This window comes from Legionella quinlivanii, from assembly GCF_003265995.1.
In the GTDB taxonomy this organism is placed as follows: Bacteria; Pseudomonadota; Gammaproteobacteria; order Legionellales; family Legionellaceae; genus Legionella_C; species Legionella_C quinlivanii_A.
The window spans coordinates 106,004-120,453 of sequence record NZ_MVJN01000001.1 but is presented as its reverse complement, the minus strand read 5'-3'; the positions used below and the strand labels follow the sequence as shown (position 1 = coordinate 120,453).

The window sequence follows — 14,450 nt, the reverse complement described above, 5'->3', positions numbered from 1 at the left end:
TTTATTTGAACTCTCTCCAAATTAAAACTGCTTTCCAAACGTAACACCAAACACAAATTTGCTGCCGCCTTTCTCACTTACATCAAAATCCACATTCGGCGTCATTTCCATGTCGGGCTTGATATGAAAAATATGACCAAGAGTAACCCGGCCCAGCATTCGGTTAGGTTCTTCTTTTTCGTATTTGATTCCAGGTCCCACTCCCATTGTGAAGTATTCAAAAAAATTATAGGTCGCTAATGCAAAAAACTCGGTTTCACTATTGTGCTCTTTATTGATAGGGGTATTCTCAGCGATCACACTAAATCCGAAAGGAAAGGAAACTACGCGATGATATTCCAGACCGTAGGTGAAATGATCGTTATGTTCAACATAATGGCCGCCAACAAATACACCCAGAAGATTGTGGCGTTCCTCGCGGGCATGCGTAGAATTTTGGAGGCCGTTTGCTGCAACCAAAGTATTTGCTGCCAAAATCAGCGCAATAAAAACGGATAACTTGGATAAACTAGGTTTCAAAATGACTTGGTCCCTGCATGGAGTATGCTTTAGGATAACAATAACCTGGTTATTTTAACAGCCTGCTTTTATCGATGAATCACTACGCCTACATTAGGGGGATGCGGCTCTGCAAATGTTTTTTTATCAAGCAGCATTTGCGTTTTTAATTTGCCTTGTTCCCAGCGTGACTTAATGGATGAAGCGCTAAAATCAGCATCTTTGGTTGAGGATTCCCAGGGTTTTTGTTCATACTGGATTTGTACAATGTCCATGCTGGTAATGCATCCCAGTGATACTAATTTCAGATTTTCGGGATCCTGCTGTTTCTCAGGGGGTAACTGACTATACAGAGCACGAATAGCCCGACGCATGTTGTGCATGGCCTCATAGTTTTTTCGGTGCTCTTCATAACGGCTGCTATAAATAATTTCAAGATTTCTTTTGCGGACCTCGTCCAGGGTTCCTGGCAGAGCGCCCTCAGGACTCCAGAGATCAACCATAAAACAAAGCGAATTAACGCGGGGAAAATCGTCCAGGACAATTGATAAAGGCGTATTGGAGTAAATACCGCCATCCCAGTAATATTCATTATCAATAAGGATAGGCGGAAATGCAGGAGGAAGGGCGCCGCTAGCCATTACATGCTCAGGGCCAATTTTCTCAAATCGGGAATCAAAATACCGAATTTGCCCGGTATGCAGGTTGGTTGCTCCAAGACTTAGCCGTATTTCCTGGCGATTCAAATAGTCAAAATCAATTAATTCGTTTAAAAAATCGCGTAATGGACTCGTATCATAAAAGCTGTTGAAGCTTCCTTGCATCCAGCTGAGAAAGCTATTTATCTGCGGCTTAAAAAAAACCGGGATCCCGGAGAGAATCAGCATTTGAAACTGGATTTGCATGAAGAAACGTCGAAGCCCTTCGGACATATCATCGCTGAATTGAAAGATATCCGGTTGAGTGACCGTTTGCCAGAATTGCTGCAATTTTTTTAAGCGGTTTTCAGGACGGTTTCCGGCAATGATACTGGCGTTGATCGCTCCAATAGAAGTTCCGCCTATCCAATTGGGAATATAATCGTTTTTTTCAAGGGTTTCGTACACGCCAGCCTGAAAAGCACCCAGCGCACCGCCTCCCTGCAAAACCAGGACAATTCGTCGATTCACCACATTATCAAAACTTGAAAGGCTGCAACTACTTCCGGTTTCCATAGCGATCCTTAATGTTATAATCCCAGCCAGCGGATAAATTGGTTGCTCGGCTTAAGATTCACTGTTTTATTATCAAAATGAACCGTATAGCTTTTGGCCAGAGCGTCAGTGCGCGAAGGATCTGAATTAACCTCCACACTTTTTATTTTGCCCAAAGGAACCACATGCATTTCGGTTTCATAATAGCCCCTGACCATCTTGATAACCGGTATCACAAACGACACTTCCTCCAAATTATTATTGACATTCAGAACTTTGTCATTACTGGAAATGAGGCTGTTGAATTCCGCATTGCTTAAGGCGATATACTCCATGTGATTGATTTGTCGTCGCAGCATTCTTTCCAGAGGCGCTTTGGTTTTAAAAATACGGACATAACTATCAGCATCAATGACCGCAATAGGCTCCTCTTCCTGGCGAGAACTGTTCTTATTGTTGTCGACAAAGAGAATGGCTTCACGCTCTTCTTCCGCCGGCTTGATTTCAAGTTCAGATTTAGCCTGCTTTGCCAGGTTAAACCGGCTGCAGTTAAGAAACTTGGAACGAACAAACCAGCTGTCACTGGGATAGTAAATGACAAACAGGGATTTATTCTTGATCGTATTAATGATGGGAACGGTTTTATCCATTGGCAAAGCCGGACAGCCCCAACTTCGCCCCGGGCGGCCATACTTTTTAATAAAATCTTCTGCCATATACCAGCCACCGTGCATAACCACTGCGCGATTGGATGCATTGTCATTGAATCCGCGATCAAGGCCATCCAGTCTTAAGGATAATCCTTCGCGGCCATAGTAAGCCTGATCAGTCGTGTAAACGCCGATGCTGCTTGCCTTACTATTGTATTTATTGGAAAAATAATTGGTATTCAGGCTGCCGGAAGTAATCCCATGCGAAACGTAGGTATGAAATAATAATCGCTGCTGAGATAAGTCAAAAACCCAGAAACGCTTCTCGCTTGAAGGCAGAGAGTAATCGATGACCGTCAGTATATTCCTATTGTATGGCAGTTTAAATTCACGTGTGCAGCGTAAGGTGGTCAGGACTTTACTCACCACTTCCGGCCGTAAATCCGGTGCCTGCTCTTTGAGCATTTTTTGAATTTCCCCAAGGCTTGGTGGGGGAGGGAAATCCACTTCAGGATTAATTAAAGAAATAATATCTTCAAAGACAGTTTGCTCAATTTGATTTTGTGAGTGGAGAACGGGCGATGGGAGAGAAAAACTGGAAGACGTTACTGCTAACATGAGTAAGAGTAGGGTTCTCATGATAGTATTTCCTTAATTGTATTTGTTTTTTTATTTTCCTCTTTTAAGCATAGAACACATCAGCCAGTTTGACCAAAAATTTAAATGTCTGTTCATTGTGATGATATTTTCGGGTCATAAGTTACTTAGGTAACACGGTGATTGTAATATCATGCAAGCGCCAGTTGCGATCTTCAATTTTGTCGCGCAGACTTTGAATTTTTTCAACAGCAACCGTTTTTGTTCTGGCAATAATAAAAATATCGCCAAAGAATAAATGGCCAACTACACGAAATCGCATCTCAAAGGATTTAACCCAGTCTTCGTTTTTAATTATGGCCCGCACCTCGGAAAGAAGGGGATCCGTTTTGTTTTTTTCAATGGTTTCAGGCACCTCATCCATGAGATCCAATATGGAGTTCTTCAGGTTACTATAACCATCATTAATGATGCTAAAAGATATCAGAATGGCTATGCCTGCGTCAGCCCACCAGAATCCCATTCGAATACCAATGATACCAATAATGCTTGCAAAGCCGCTCATCCAACTGGCTTTGTTCATTTTGGAATCGGCAAATAATATTTTGTCATACAACTTGAGCGACAGGGGGATTTTAAGGTGGCCGAGAATAGTAGATGGCAGGCTTGACCATAGAAGGGCAATAATCATGATATAGCCCAGCCAAATGGAATAACCTGAAAAGGATACATCCGGAATGTTGGGATGCTCGTTCTTGAGCAACACCAGGCTTCCATCAATCAGTAAATATACACCCAGGAAAAACAAAGCAAGTGAACTGGCAAAGTAAGACATGCCCGTTATTTTATGGTAACCATAGGGAAATTTTTTGTTGGCTTTCCATTGAATAATCCGGCTTGCTACCAGAAATGAAGCGGGGGGAATAATACCCAAAGTATCTTCCAGCCAGATAGTTTTCATTGTTTGGGAATTGGACATTACGATAAAGGAAAAAAATGTGGTGCTTATCATATATAGCAATGAAATCCACTCATATTTAATCGCTTTGTTATATAAAGGAACTAAGGAGTCAGGAAATTCCAAATCTTTTGTGATATGCAGCATTATTGCCCATCCCTATTACGCTAAAAGTTAAAGCAAGCTTTGTCAATTTACAATATACCGTTCGGGTTTGAGTTGCAATAATTCAAAAAATATCCTATCTGTTAAAGATATGGGCGAACTTTGTTGCTCTTCTTTATTCCCATATCAGTTTTTTCAAAAATCGCCACTTCTACTGGGTTCAGTCGATAAGGAAATTGAAATGAAAGCAATCTGCTGGCATGGAAAAAAGGATGTACGTATTGAAAATGTCCCTGATCCGGAAATCATTAATGAGCAGGACGCAATTATTCGTGTCACTGCAACCGCAATCTGCGGCTCCGACCTTCATTTGTACAATGGATTAATGCCTGCTATGGAATCGGGTGATGTGATAGGTCATGAGTTTATGGGGGAAGTAGTCGAATTAGGTTCAGCAAATAAAAAGCTGAAAGTTGGCGACAAGGTTGTCGTTCCATTCACCATTTCCTGCGGAAAGTGTCAATTTTGCAAGAAAAAATTATTTGCCTGCTGCGAGCTCTCAAATCCCAATGCAGAAATGGCTAAAAATCAGATGGGCCAATCGCCTTCTGGCATGTTTGGATATTCTCACTTATTGGGTGGCTTTTCAGGCGGGCAGGCAGAGTTCGTGAGGGTGCCCTTTGCGACTGTAGGCCCTATCAAAGTGCCTGATAACATTGCTGATGACAAACTTCTGTTTTTATCGGACATATTTCCCACTGGTTACATGGCGGCTGAAAATTGCGATATACAGGCCGGCGACACAGTCGCTGTATGGGGCTGCGGTCCTGTGGGGCAATTTGCTATTCAAAGCGCCTGGATGCTTGGTGCTGCGCGTGTAATTGCTATCGACTGTGTTCCCGAGCGCCTGACTCTGGCTGAAAATCTTGGCAGAGCGGAAACCATCAATTTTCAGGAAGAAGACGTCTATGATGCGCTGATGGTAATGACCCGAGGGCATGGCCCGGAGCGCTGTATCGATGCGGTAGGTTGCGAGGCTCATGTGGGTCCAAGTTTTGATTCCATTATGGATCGAGTGAAGCAGATGACTTATCTCGCTACTGACAGAGCTCATGTTTTGAGGGAGGCAATAAAATGCTGTGGAAAAGCAGGTACTATTTCCATGCCAGGAGTTTATCTTGATACGCTGGATAATATTCCTTTTGGAGCGGCAATGAACAAGGGCCTGACTTTCAGAATGGGACAAACCCACGTACAACGTTATCTACCCGTTCTGCTAAAGAAAATACTGGAGGGAGAGATTGATCCTTCTAAAATCATAACGCATCGAATCAAGCTGAAAGACGGCCCTGATGCCTATAAAAATTTTGCCGAGAAAGAAGATGGCTGTATTAAAGTGGTTATGACCCCTTAGGAGACGCCAATGGATATTTATGACTATTTAAAAATGGATCACGAGAAGGTGAATCATTTATTTAAATTATTTGAAAAAACGACATTGATGATGCGGCAGCATGAAATTGTCACCTTAATTGCTCAGGAATTATTAGTTCATGCTCATTCTGAACAGGAAACATTTTATAAGTTTCTGGCACAACATCCTTCTACCAGAGATCTGGCTGAACATGGGAAAAAAGAACATGTGGAAATAGAAGAACAAATCAATATTGTTAATCATTCCTGGGGTAGCGAGCAATGGGTTCAGGCTGTATTGAAACTAAAGGAAATCGTAGAGCATCATGTGAAAGAAGAGGAAGGAGAAATTTTTAAAAAAGCTAAAAAAGTAATCTCTGATAAAGAGGCAATAATTATTAAAGAGAAAATGCATTATCTTAAAGGAAAATTTTTACTCTGGCTGGAGACTCAGGCAAAAAAGAATGATTTGTCGGATACCAAACTGGATAAGTCGCTCAGATTTTCCAATAAACTTCACGAAGCCGATCGCAGCAGAACAACGCGGCCACATTAGTGAATTGGAGGAATACCAGGGATTGGCTACAATATGAATATGCTGCCCACTGACACAAGAGCTTATTATGAAAACTCTGTCGTTATTGCTGCTCTGTCCAGGCCTGGTATTCGCCTCCGACAAAACCCTTACTTGCTCTATGCAGGGTTTGACAGAAAACATCACATTTACAGTGGCTGACAAACCCAATTCAATGCCGCTCATTGATTTCCCCTATGAGGTCGAAGCGACAATATTCAGCATGCGGCAAGGTAATCTGCTTTTGGTGGCAGTAGACAGCGAAGACAAGTCGCGGTCTCGATTGTTTATTTCAGCTCAATGGAATAAACAATCTGATTCCTATCATGGGCAGTTTTTTGCTGATTTCGGCGGTAATCAATTACAGTTTGAAAATGGCAGAATAGTGTGTAAATAATCAGCTTTCGATTTGCATACATACTGTACTCAGATATGATGAGTTACCATTTATTGCAGCAGGTATGCATTGGCAGGGAGCTTTAATGGACAATCAATCAGTTTATCAAAAAACAAGGAATGATCTGAGGCATTGGAACGATCAGCTGAAAGCGAAAATTCTAAGCGAAAACTCCTGTTTAATGCATTCCTATTCTATTTTATTTGCAAAAGATAAGGCGTTCATTGAACAATTAAAACAATTTGCCAATCACGTCGCTTTTGATTTAGAGCCTTGCGTTTCAGAAAATAATCTGGATGAGAACTTACCCAAATTAAGCCATTTTAACGCGATTGGTGAAGGCTATGAGCAAGTAATCCACCATCCATCCTATATTAAAGCAGGTAATATTATTTATGGTTCCGGTTTAATGCGCTTTTTGCGTCATCCTGGTGAAATGAAAAAGACTCTGGCGCTCTTTCTTCTTTCATCTCACGCTGGAGAAGCCGGACATAATTGCCCCATTGCCTGTTCAGCAGGAATAATCCGGATTTTGAATATAAAGCCATTAAAAAATAATGAGTTTTTTATGGATAAATTGCTTGCTCCCTCATTTGATGACAACTATACCGGTGCTCAGTTTTTAACAGAAATTCAGGGCGGCTCCGACGTGGGAGCCAATGCAAGCCTGGCTTTTCAGGACGAGCAAAAAAACTGGCGAATTGCAGGAGAGAAATGGTTTTGTTCCAACGCTAATGCCGATCTTATTCTGTTGACTGCGCGAATTGATGCTCAGGAAACTGGCACCCGTGGTTTGGGTTTGTTTTTATTACCCAGACAGCTTAAGGATGGGAAAGACAACCACTTCAGAATCAGACGCCTGAAGCAAAAAATCGGTACCCGTTCCATGGCTACAGGCGAAATAGATTTTGATGGTTCTCTTGCATTTCTGATTGGAGATGTTGGCGAAGGAATTCATCTGGTTATGGAAAATGTCTTACATCTTTCGAGAATATTTAATGCGTTTTCAGTTTTGGGAATGACGCGTCGTGCCTATCAGATTGCCTATTATTATGCTTGCAATCGAGATGCCTTTGGAAAAAAAATCATTCAATATCCTTTGGTAAAAGAGCATTTGGCTAAAATCAAGGCTGAGTTGGTTGCTATGCTGGCCAGCGCGTTCTATATGGTCGAATTACAGGATGAGTTTGACCTGAATACCGGGAAAGAAGAAGATAAAAAACAGCAGTATTTATTGCGTACCCTGGCTAATCTGAATAAATATTTTACGGCAAAACATGCTGTAAATAATATTCATCATTGCATCGATATTCTTGCGGGCAATGGAACTATTGAAAGTTTCTCCGCACTTCCACGCCTGCTTCGCGATTGCATCGTTTGCGAAAATTGGGAGGGTACTCATTTCACACTTTGGATGCAAACTCTTCGAGATATTTTGCGTCTCAAGGTGGATGAAATTTTCCTTGAGCATTTGCGCGGTGTATTAAAAAGAATAAAAAAAATTGAGTATAAAGAGTTATTTAGTAAACAAATCCTGACTCTCGAAACGCATTTTACTTTTCTTAAATCAATTTCGAGCGAACAGCAGACACTGTATATTCGCGAAGTCATTGAAAAGATGTCTTCAGTGCTGGCTGCAATGACTTTGACACTGGAAGTACAGCATGAAAAATCGCCCATTTCTAAAAAAGCATGCCTTGATTTATTTATTCATTTATACCTCGAAGAAAAGGGTAATGGCGAGCAGTATATGAAATTATTAGAGATTGTTATCAATCACGAGTCTACTTGATTTCAACTAACGAATAGCTTTTATTTCAATATCTTGCATTCAAATACTGAGGAGAGAATTTTAATAATTTTCATTCGAATTTCGTGGCGAAAAAAAACACATCTTGCCAAAAATTTATTAGCATGATAATTTAAAAAAGGATTAAAACTCATTCAATAAATCATTTTTTTTTACAAGTAAAATTGATTTTAGTTTAGGGAAAATAGCATGATATTCCGTGACATTATTAAACTTGTTGTGCCACAAAATGAGAGAAAAGCAAAGAAGGAAGATACTGCTGTTTTAAAAACCTTAGCGACTGCTTTTTTTAAAGATCAAACTCTTTTAACAGACACTGCGTATTATTTGTATGAAAAAGGGAATTATCAAAACTATTTATCTGAAAAAGAAGATAGCAATAAAAGTGACAAGGACGACAAAGCAAGGGATGAGGAAAGCAAGCGTAGACTTCTTAATGGTTTGCTCGCTTATCCTAAGTTTAGTTTAGCTATCTACAATAGCTTACTTGCTCCAGACGATGACCCAAATATCAAGCTTCAGGTGGCAGCTGAAAAAGATATGAAAGAGGTCAAAGTAGAGCTAAACCGCATTAATTTACTGGAAAAGTTTCTTGCAATTGAAAACTTCAGATCAGGCCTTCAGACCCTGAACGAAGACTCCGATAGCATACTGCATTTGATAGTACGCAAAGATCGCCCCCACGCAAAAATATTGGCTATCTTGTTAAGTCATTTGTCTGACATCGTGAATTTACCCAACTCAAAGGGGAATACACCCTATCTGGATTCAGTGAATTATAAAAAGCATTGGGCAATTTCCTGTTTCAATTTAAGTACTGCAAATATCAGCAAGGATGCAAAAAATCTGCAGGATGAAGACGCAAGAGCATTGGCTGGTTACGATGAAAGTGTGCAGCAGTTAATCTCACGAATTCAGCTGGAACCGATTGGATTACTCCCAGTGAATAGAAATTTTGGGGCAGGGGTTTTCTATGATTCCTATCCTGCTTTTTTCTTATCAGGCCGTAATCAACTATCAGCATCCCCTTCAACATCTAGTAATTCAATTACAGGTTCTTCGTCATACTCATTTTCATCGTCCTCCTCATCACTTTTATCCTCGCCTTTGAATTCTAATAGAAGTCATGAACAAGATAACGATCTACCCTCGGCCCGTAGTGATATGAGTGTCGAATCGTCTCCTGATGTCGTACATGAAGAGCCTGAGCAAAAAAAAGAAGACTTGTTTGCTTGGCTAGGAAAAGATTCTGTAACGGTTTACCAGGAGTTTAAACGTCTGCTTCAAACCGATAAGCCAGCGATTAATGAAAGTTTACAGGCATTGTTTGCTCATGCTGATTTAAAAGACAAAAAAACGCTACTGACTGATCTTTTCGCTTTGTTTGAGCAAGGGCAGTTTGCAGTTGAATACTTCAATGAACTCCGACAGCATGCACAAAAAAAATATGATGATCTGCAATGCTTCAATAATGACTCCATGTCGAAGATGATGTTTCAATTGGTAGCACAACTTAAAGCGAATGATCCGATAAGAAGATTAACTCCTACCGCATCATACCTCATGACAAAACACTTGTCGTGAACCAAAGAAGAGATCGCAAGAGAGATCCATCTTAGAGAAGCTTTATTTATTCTGACAAGTAAAGGCAATAGAAGTAGAAATTGGCAGACTGAGTTCGATGTTATTTTGTTTCGAGTAACGGGATTGCAGGCTCTCTACTCCCAACGAGAAATTTTAGCTGCGTTAAATTCGTTATATAGCAAATTTGATAACCGCCAGATTCTTGCAGCCAACCTCATCTTATTTCAGTTGATGATTTATAATCCCAGTGATTTTTTTAAACAGGAACAGCTGGTTAAAGAGGCAAAAATCTTTATAAATCGTGGTTTTGAAAAAGGTGTGAAGCAAAGTTTTGAACGTAAACGAATACGAAGTATTTTAAATAGCCTGATTGTTGCTAATCATAAATTTTATATTGATCCACTCATTGAGCATTTTGATTCATTAAATCAGTGGGCTTCACAACAGGAATCAGACAATTCCTTTGAACAACTGGTTTCAGATGGAATCCAACAGAAAGACCATTTGCTCCGAAAATCAAAGGTATACTCAACAACGGAGAGGGATTCAGAATCTAAACTTGAGGAGACAACTCGGCTTATTGCTCAGGAGATGAGAGTATCAATGGTCTCATTCTATAGGCAGGTTTCTCTGGAAGGTCTCTATAATTATGAACCTCCGAAAGAAGAATCTTTCAAAAAAGCTAAACCGCTTCATCCAGACTCGATTAATGTGTCCAGAACCATCAATCAATTCAACATTTTAAATCAGTTTTTTTTAAAAAAAATATTCGACAATCCTGAAAAAATGTTATCTTCTCTGGAGTTACTGTTATCTATCGGGCAGCATCTATGTCCCTTGGGGGATGAGCGTTATCCTGATTTAAATCATCTGATGGTAATTCGCGGTGTTCTGTCAAGTCTTCCTGTATCCAGATTAACCAGGCATTTCCAGGCATTGAGTGCTACTGGCGTTAACCTGATGAAGGAAATGAACAATATCACCGACAGTGCAAAAGGTTTTGCAAAGATGACCAGCATAGCGAATGAGTATAAAACCACACTGTTTTTTTTGGGTAGAATCACTTCTCAGATAACCTTTGCCAAAGAAGTACCCAGAGAGAGCTCCAAAGGCTGTGATCTCTATTTCATGTCAGAATTTCCGAAAAGCCTCGCACAATACAGAAACAGTTATATTTTTGTGAAAGAAAAAGGTATTCAGGAACTGTATTATGTTAAACCTGATGAGTATGAAAGCGAATATGAAACAACAAAAATAGATGATTTTAATTTATTTGAAGAAAATATAAACGCTATCAGGAATAATAAGGAAGTTAAAATACATCTGAGCGAAGAGCAGGTAAAGACAATTATAACTTTAAACGGAGGCCATACTCCAATAAAAGATAATGCCTATAAACTGCTGGAGCATTGCGAGGCAAATGGCAAGGTACTATTACCCATTCTCAAATTAAAAGCATTAATTCGTTTTTATTCTCAAATGAGCAGCACAGATTTAAGACAAGCCATCCTCGAAAAACCGCTGGTAGTAGTAGATGATGATGAGTTCTATGCCTTATCTAAAAAACTGCAACCTGGTTCTTCAGGTACAGAATCCGATATAACTATCGAAACAAGTGTTGAACTGTCAGCTTTTCTTGATCGTCTGGATGAATATTTAAAGTTGAGCCATATTCCGGTTATCCAGTCGAGTGGTAAACGGATTGACGTGTCTGAGACTAGCAATTTCCTCATCAACTGGTTTCAGGAAAAGATCAGAAGTATGGAAAAGGAACTTGCGCAAAAGCAGGATAATATTACGAATTTTGTCGAGGATAGCAAAGCTTTGTATTCACATCTGGCTAGAACGCTTGAAAAGCTTCGGCAGGTTTCCCGCCTGTACTACAGGACTTCTCCTGTGGCTACTCTTAATTTTCTGGACAAGCGTTACAATCCAATAGAGCAGAATAATAAAGTCAAAAAACTTTTGAATGGTTTTATTACTAAAACCAGAAATTATTCGGAGGCGAGTTCAACAACATCCACGGTATCTTCAGCCATGAATTCTGTTGGAACAGAAGCCTCTTCTAATACAGATAGCTCCAGAGAAAACTCAGGTAGTGAAACTCAACGCTCTAGGCGCAGTAGCGGCTTTTTCCGAATGCGCTTGAAAAAGGAAGGTTTTGTCCTACCACCGGCAGAAGAGAGCGATACGTTCGTTTTTGAGCAAAGCTAGTTATACACTTGGAAAAAGTTTAAGCAGTCCTTGCTTTAAAAGCGCGGCGCATCAGGATATTAATCCTGATGCAAAAACTCCCTTAATTTTTTGCCAATATCCGGACTTCGCATCAGACTTTCGCCAATTAGAAAATGATGGATTCCAGCCGCTTGCATTTTGAGGATGTCGTCATGAGTATTTATACCGCTTTCAGTAATAATCAATTTATCCGCCGGTATATAATTGGATAGTTCGATTGTCGTTTGAATATCGGTTTTAAAATTATGAAGGCTTCGATTATTGATACCCATTAATGGGGTGGGTAATTTAATAGCGCGCTGCAGTTCATCCAGCGTGTGACTTTCTACTAATACTGCCATATTCAGGGCCTGGGCTTGCTGGCAGTAATCAAGCAATTGAGCGTCATCCAGTATTGCAACAATTAACAGAATACAATCGGCACCTAAAGCCCGGCTTTCATCGACCTGATAGCTGTCAATGATAAAATCCTTGCGTAAAGCCGGGCATGTGGAATGAGCTTTGGCTATTTGCAGATTTTCGGCTTTTCCCATAAAAAAGTGTTCATCAGTCAGAACCGACAGACAACTGGCGCCATTTTTTTCATATATGCCAGCGATTTCGGCCACATTAAAATCTTCACGAATCACCCCTTTGCTGGGGGAAGCTTTTTTAATTTCCGCGATAATTGAAGGCTTTCTGGATTGTAATGCGGCCACAAAATCTCTGCTGGTTTGAGATGTCTGCTCTCTTAATTGTGCAAGAGGGTGCAAACGCTTCGCCTGTTCGACTTCTTGGCGTTTATATTCTGCAATTTTATCTAATACACTTGACATATTTTTATTCCTGTAGACACTTTGCTCGGTGACGCAGTTTTAGGGTTTTCCCAAATGTTGTGAAAATGCCTGCAATTCGCTCAATCGCTGATGCGCCGCACCACTGTCAATCGCATTTACTGCCGCATAAATTCCTTCCTCAAAACTGCTGCTCTGATCACTGCAGTACAAGGCAGCGGCACTATTTAACAGTACAATATCACGGGCCGGGCTGACTTCCCCCTGCAGCACACTTTGCATATGCTTAAAGCTTTGCTCAGGTGAGTCTGCAATAATCTCGTCGATACTCTCATGCGCACAATGGTAATCCTGAGGATTAATGGTCCATTCTTTATATTCGCCCTTATGGTATTCAAGCACATCAGTGGGTGCTGCAATACTGATTTCATCCAGTCCATCTCTTGAGCAAACCACCAGTGTGTGTTCACTTCCCAGATTGACCAACACATCCAGCAAGGGTTTTTGCCATCGTTTATCAAATACACCAACGACCTGTTTTCTTGGCCGCGCCGGATTGACCAGAGGACCAATAAGGTTAAAAAAAGTTCGGATCCCAAGTTCCTGACGCACTTTTCTTGCTTTCTGAATTGCTTTGTGGAAATGCGGGGCATATAAAAAACAGAGTTTGTATTGTTGCATGCAGCGTTGTAAATCGGCATCGTCAATTTCAAGCCGGATGCCAGCCTGCATTAGCAAGTCTGTACTGCCGCTCCGACTGGATACTGAACGATTCCCATGCTTGGCAACGCGAGCACCCGCAGCTGATGTCACGATGCTGCTGACTGTCGATACATTGAAGGTGTTTTTTCCATCGCCTCCGGTGCCAACTATATCTACAAGATCATCCCCGAGGTCGACTGTATGCGCCATCTCTATCATCACTTGTGCCGCGGCGGTCAATTCCTCGACTGTTTCACCTTTTATTCTCATTAATGCGAGAAAGGCAGCCAGCTGACTATCGGATATTTCGCCAGTCATACAGCCACGCATAATATCCATCATTTCAAAAGTGCTTAAATGTTCTTTTTTTAATAAATGCTCAAGGTAGGCTGCAATGTTCATAGTTTAAAAAATTTCTCAGCAAATGAAGACCGTGTTCAGTTAAAATCGACTCAGGGTGAAACTGTAATCCGTATAAAGGATAGTGCCGATGTGAAATTGCCATAATATCATTATTTGCCCATGCGTCTATTGAAAAGCATTGAGGCAGGCTTGAGGTTTCCACCAGAAGCGAATGATAGCGTGTCGCATTAAAAGGATTAGGAATATCTTTAAACAAATGAAGTTTATGGTGCAGTATCGAAGAAGTTTTCCCATGCATGATCTGAGGAGCGCCGATGATTCTGCCGCCAAACGCCTGAGCCAGACATTGATGACCAAGGCAAACGCCTAGTATAGGTAGCTTCTGATGAAAGTATTGAATAGCTTCCATTGAAATTCCGGCATCTTCAGGCCGGTTAGGGCCTGGTGAAATAACCAGATATTCCGGTTCAAGTTTTTCGATGTCGGAGATAGTGACTTGATCACTTAAAACAACTTCAACGTTCTGTCCTAATATTTGAAAATACTGAACCAGGTTGTATGTAAATGAATCATAATTGTCTATTAACACTAACATGGC

General features: G+C 40.7%; 13 protein-coding genes. 6 read left to right on the top strand and 7 right to left on the bottom strand.

The features are described 5' to 3' along the window. Positions 1 to 21 precede the first annotated feature (21 nt). The 4 genes from B1207_RS00550 to B1207_RS00535 all read right to left on the bottom strand — a co-directional run bounded on the left by B1207_RS00550 (position 22) and on the right by B1207_RS00535 (position 4,043). Positions 22 to 519, bottom strand: coding sequence for a hypothetical protein (locus B1207_RS00550; RefSeq protein ID WP_253255749.1), 498 nt, complete (start codon positions 517 to 519; stop codon positions 22 to 24). A gap of 68 nt (positions 520 to 587) precedes the next feature. Then, positions 588 to 1,712, bottom strand: coding sequence for a patatin-like phospholipase family protein (locus B1207_RS00545; RefSeq protein ID WP_112218055.1), 1,125 nt, complete (start codon positions 1,710 to 1,712; stop codon positions 588 to 590). Positions 1,713 to 1,726: 14 nt separating this feature from the next. Further along, a complete protein-coding gene (locus B1207_RS00540; protein ID WP_112218054.1) occupies positions 1,727 to 2,980 on the bottom strand; it encodes a murein L,D-transpeptidase catalytic domain family protein in 1,254 nt (417 codons plus the stop codon). 121 nt (positions 2,981 to 3,101) lie between these two features. After that, positions 3,102 to 4,043: a cation transporter gene (locus B1207_RS00535; protein ID WP_112218053.1), complete on the bottom strand. Its 942-nt coding sequence runs from the start codon at positions 4,041 to 4,043 to the stop codon at positions 3,102 to 3,104. Positions 4,044 to 4,152: 109 nt separating this feature from the next. Between B1207_RS00535 and B1207_RS00530 the strand changes: the two genes are divergently transcribed. The 6 genes from B1207_RS00530 (at position 4,153) to B1207_RS00505 (ending at position 11,993) form a co-directional block, all read left to right on the top strand. Further along, entirely contained in the window at positions 4,153 to 5,415 is a 1,263-nt protein-coding gene (locus B1207_RS00530) for a zinc-dependent alcohol dehydrogenase (protein WP_216362441.1), read from the top strand. Between the two features lie 9 nt (positions 5,416 to 5,424). Beyond that, positions 5,425 to 5,970: a hemerythrin domain-containing protein gene (locus tag B1207_RS00525; protein ID WP_112218051.1), complete on the top strand. Its 546-nt coding sequence runs from the start codon at positions 5,425 to 5,427 to the stop codon at positions 5,968 to 5,970. Between the two features lie 67 nt (positions 5,971 to 6,037). Then, complete coding sequence (locus B1207_RS00520; RefSeq protein WP_112218050.1) at positions 6,038 to 6,385, top strand: hypothetical protein; 348 nt, start codon at positions 6,038 to 6,040, stop codon at positions 6,383 to 6,385. Between the two features lie 85 nt (positions 6,386 to 6,470). Beyond that, positions 6,471 to 8,177, top strand: coding sequence for an acyl-CoA dehydrogenase family protein (locus B1207_RS00515; protein WP_112218049.1), 1,707 nt, complete (start codon positions 6,471 to 6,473; stop codon positions 8,175 to 8,177). A gap of 207 nt (positions 8,178 to 8,384) precedes the next feature. Then, complete coding sequence (locus B1207_RS00510; RefSeq protein WP_112218048.1) at positions 8,385 to 9,779, top strand: hypothetical protein; 1,395 nt, start codon at positions 8,385 to 8,387, stop codon at positions 9,777 to 9,779. 231 nt (positions 9,780 to 10,010) lie between these two features. Then, positions 10,011 to 11,993 carry a RasGEF domain-containing protein gene (locus tag B1207_RS00505; RefSeq protein ID WP_172458044.1) on the top strand — a complete coding sequence of 661 codons (1,983 nt, stop codon included), beginning with the start codon at positions 10,011 to 10,013 and terminating at the stop codon, positions 11,991 to 11,993. A gap of 59 nt (positions 11,994 to 12,052) precedes the next feature. On the opposite strand, the gene trpC is transcribed toward B1207_RS00505, so the two are convergent. The 3 genes from trpC to B1207_RS00490 are packed head-to-tail and all read right to left on the bottom strand — an operon-like array spanning position 12,053 to position 14,447. Continuing rightward, entirely contained in the window at positions 12,053 to 12,829 is a 777-nt protein-coding gene (gene trpC, locus B1207_RS00500) for an indole-3-glycerol phosphate synthase TrpC (RefSeq protein WP_112218046.1), read from the bottom strand. 39 nt (positions 12,830 to 12,868) lie between these two features. Further along, positions 12,869 to 13,891, bottom strand: a complete 1,023-nt coding sequence (gene trpD, locus B1207_RS00495; protein ID WP_112218045.1) for an anthranilate phosphoribosyltransferase — start codon at positions 13,889 to 13,891, stop codon at positions 12,869 to 12,871. Continuing rightward, on the bottom strand, positions 13,869 to 14,447 hold the full coding sequence (locus B1207_RS00490; RefSeq protein WP_112218044.1) for an anthranilate synthase component II: 579 nt from the start codon (positions 14,445 to 14,447) through the stop codon (positions 13,869 to 13,871). The genes trpD and B1207_RS00490 overlap by 23 nt, the downstream gene beginning before the upstream one ends. Positions 14,448 to 14,450: the final 3 nt, after the last annotated feature.